The 2,766-nt window shown below is 46.7% G+C and carries 4 protein-coding genes and 1 pseudogene; 3 read left to right on the top strand and 2 right to left on the bottom strand.

Translation table 11 applies throughout. From position 1 onward, the window contains the following. Both RTW80_RS31700 and RTW80_RS23700 read right to left on the bottom strand, forming a co-directional pair. Nucleotides 1-67 (bottom strand): annotated as a pseudogene (locus RTW80_RS31700) (hypothetical protein); the annotation flags it as partial. Nucleotides 68-276: 209 nt separating this feature from the next. Then, nucleotides 277-795 (bottom strand): Hcp family type VI secretion system effector, encoded by a 519-nt coding sequence (locus tag RTW80_RS23700; RefSeq protein WP_001142958.1) that lies wholly within the window; start codon nt 793-795, stop codon nt 277-279. A gap of 694 nt (nt 796-1,489) precedes the next feature. Here RTW80_RS23700 and tssB point away from each other — a divergent pair. The 3 genes from tssB to RTW80_RS23685 all read left to right on the top strand — a co-directional run. After that, complete coding sequence (gene tssB / locus RTW80_RS23695; protein ID WP_025693502.1) at nt 1,490-2,008, top strand: type VI secretion system contractile sheath small subunit; 519 nt, start codon at nt 1,490-1,492, stop codon at nt 2,006-2,008. A 16-nt stretch (nt 2,009-2,024) separates the two neighbouring features. Continuing rightward, nucleotides 2,025-2,249 (top strand): hypothetical protein, encoded by a 225-nt coding sequence (locus RTW80_RS23690; protein ID WP_000123970.1) that lies wholly within the window; start codon nt 2,025-2,027, stop codon nt 2,247-2,249. 50 nt (nt 2,250-2,299) lie between these two features. Next, the coding region (locus RTW80_RS23685; RefSeq protein WP_312720481.1) for a type VI secretion system contractile sheath domain-containing protein at nt 2,300-2,766 on the top strand (467 nt) is incomplete at its 3' end.

The following is a 2,766-nucleotide window of genomic DNA, read 5'->3' as shown; positions in this document are numbered from 1 at the left end:
AAACCACCGCCAAAGCATCCGGTGGCAGGCCGTCCACTTCCAGCGTGAAACGTAATCCGGTTGACATAGCAACCTCCGGGGTTAAGGAAAAACAGACAGTTCGCTGTTAAAGCGGCTGTGACAGTACAGTGTTACGCTTGCGTTCAGGCACGCTACCGCCGAAGTTTCCGGCAGCCGCCATCTCCCGTGAACGTAACCCCTTACTGACAACCTTTCTTTCTACGGCGTAATACAAAAACAGCATCCGGCCTGATAGCCGGATGCTGTTGGCTTAACTTATGCTTCCAGCGGTGCGCGCCAGTCGTCGGCACCGGAGGTGCCAGATTTGACGTGTTCCCATTCAATTTTGCGGTAGGCCAGTGAAACTTCGAGCAACTGGGTGAACTCGCGTTTCGCCGGGTCCTGGCAATGCGGCATATGCAGTTTCATATCGACAATCGTCGAATCAGTCAGGCGGGTAGTGAAATAATGCTCCTGTTTGCCTTCCACAGAGGTACGCCACCAGTGAAGTTCAGTGGTTGGCAGCATTTCGCCGGAGGCCAGTGCGTTGTACATCAGCGGAACCGCTTTGTTCAGCGCCACGGTAAAAATGAAAGGCTTGTGAGCACGCTGACCCGCAGGCTGACCGGACTGAGGATCGGTCGGGACAGTAACGTTATGCAGGAATTCCTGCACCAGCATCTCGTCTTCGTGCCCCTGCACATAGATGTTGCCGACAGAATCAGCGGTAAATGCACCTGCAGTAATATTTCCCTGGGTCTGACCAGTGATGGAGATATAACACGGTGTTGGCATTTGTAAACTCCTTGTTAACGTGGTTAATTACTACTTACAATGACCTGCCGTTAATCCCAGACAGGCAGATGCAGCTCACTTCACGGAACCGCATCATTTTCAGTATTTTTTACATACAAACCGAGCTAGAATTTACGGTTGTCGTAAAAACTATTTTTAAAATCATTAAATCTCTTATTCAGCAATAACTTAATAATATATATCTGGATAACCATACCCAACTGTTCAAAGTCCGTATTGCCTCCATAAAATGGCCAAAGCTGAATCATGAATAAATATTGTATTTATCCTTTCTGAATTATCATTTTGATAATTTTTGAGATATTCCTTAAAAATACCCACTTAATCAATCACAAAACAAATATATAAACAAGCAATCATTAGATTAGCTTATGTTTAATAAAATTATTATATAATTCAATAAGATACATAAAAATTCTATATTTAAATTATTGCCATAATACACCTGATGCGAATTGCACAGGTTCATACAATCTATTTAACGCTTGCAGAATACCCCTCTTTACGATCGATAAAAAGTCCTTTTCTTATTTATTTTGAAGCGTAAAATGCGGGGTGATGAAGGAGTGGTGATTTTATTTTCACCGCTATCAAGGCGGCATTTCCGATATTTTTTACGGTACGAATATGCCGTGTTCATGGCCTGTACGAGATAACATGACGGATCACTTTTATGAGCAAAAAATTTGAAGGCAGCGTCGCGCCTCGCGAACGTATTAATATATCGTATGTCCCAAAAACAGATGGCCAGACGGCTGAAGTGGAACTTCCGCTTAACATGCTCGTTGTCGGCGATACCGGAAATACGCAGGAAACATCCTCACTGGATGAACGTCAGGCAGTTTCCGTTAACAAGCACAATTTCGGTGCAGTGATGGCTGAAGCAGCCATTGGCCTCAATTTTACCGTCCCCGCCACGCTGAAGGGAAGCACAACGGACGATGAGCTGAATGTGGCGCTGAATATCAAGTCACTGGATGATTTTTCACCAGATAGCGTGGCCCGGCAGGTTCCGGAAGTGAATAAATTGCTGGAACTGCGTGAAGCACTGACTGCACTGAAGGGGCCGATGGGTAACCTTCCGGCATTCCGTACCCAGCTCCAGGCATTGCTGGAAAATGAAGAGTCCCGCGAGCAGTTGCTCAAAGAAATCGGCCAGGTGAGCAATAAACAACCACCACTATTTCATTAAACAGGGTTATCCAGGCATGACGGCACACAAAAATATCTCCGGGACATACCACCTCTCTGTTGCAGACATTCTGCAGGTGGTTTACCAGGTATGTTTCAGCCCGTCCGTTGAAATCAACCAGGATGGTGTGGCTGCGCTGATTACAACACTGGATCGCCGTATCAGTGATCTATTGGATGAGATTATCCATTTTTGTGAGTTTCAGCAGAGCGCGTCGCACTGGCAGCGCGTACTTCACTGATGGCGAAAAGCCGGTTTCAGAAACACAGCTAAAACAGAAGGATTTTCAGTATGTCTTTACAGGAAGAGGAACTCGTTTCCAGTCATGCCGGGCAGCCTGAGCAGGCATCGTCGCTGCTTGATCAAATCATGGCACAGACCCGTATTCAGCCCGGTTCGGAAGGTTATGACGTTGCCCGCCAGGGTGTGACAGCCTTTATTGCCAGCATCCTGCAATCCACTGCATCTGCCGAACCGGTCAATAAACTGGTCGTGGACAGCATGATTGCAGATATTGATGAACGCATCAGCCGCCAGATGGATGTCATCATCCATGCGCCTGCCTTTCAGCAGGTCGAGTCGTTCTGGCGCTCACTGAAAACCATGGTGGATCGCGTTGATTTCCGTGAAAACATCAAGGTCAACGTGCTTCATGTCACCAAGCAGGAACTTCTGGAAGACTTTGAGTTTGCGCCAGAAATTATTCAGTCCGGATTTTATAAGCACGTTTATTCGTCCGGTTTCGGACAGTTTGGCGG

The organism is Escherichia sp. AM3, from assembly GCF_032029835.1.
Lineage (GTDB): Bacteria > Pseudomonadota > Gammaproteobacteria > Enterobacterales > Enterobacteriaceae > Escherichia > Escherichia coli.
The sequence above is the reverse complement of the archived record's forward strand: the minus strand, read 5'-3'. Positions and strand labels throughout refer to the sequence as shown.

What these genes read in the sequence shown, in the direction of transcription:
- RTW80_RS23690 (WP_000123970.1), top strand. Translation starts at nt 2,025, where the DNA reads ATGACGGCACACAAAAATATCTCCGGGACATACCACCTCTCTGTTGCA.
- tssB (WP_025693502.1), top strand. Translation starts at nt 1,490, where the DNA reads ATGAGCAAAAAATTTGAAGGCAGCGTCGCGCCTCGCGAACGTATTAAT.
- RTW80_RS23700 (WP_001142958.1), bottom strand. Translation starts at nt 795, where the DNA reads ATGCCAACACCGTGTTATATCTCCATCACTGGTCAGACCCAGGGAAAT.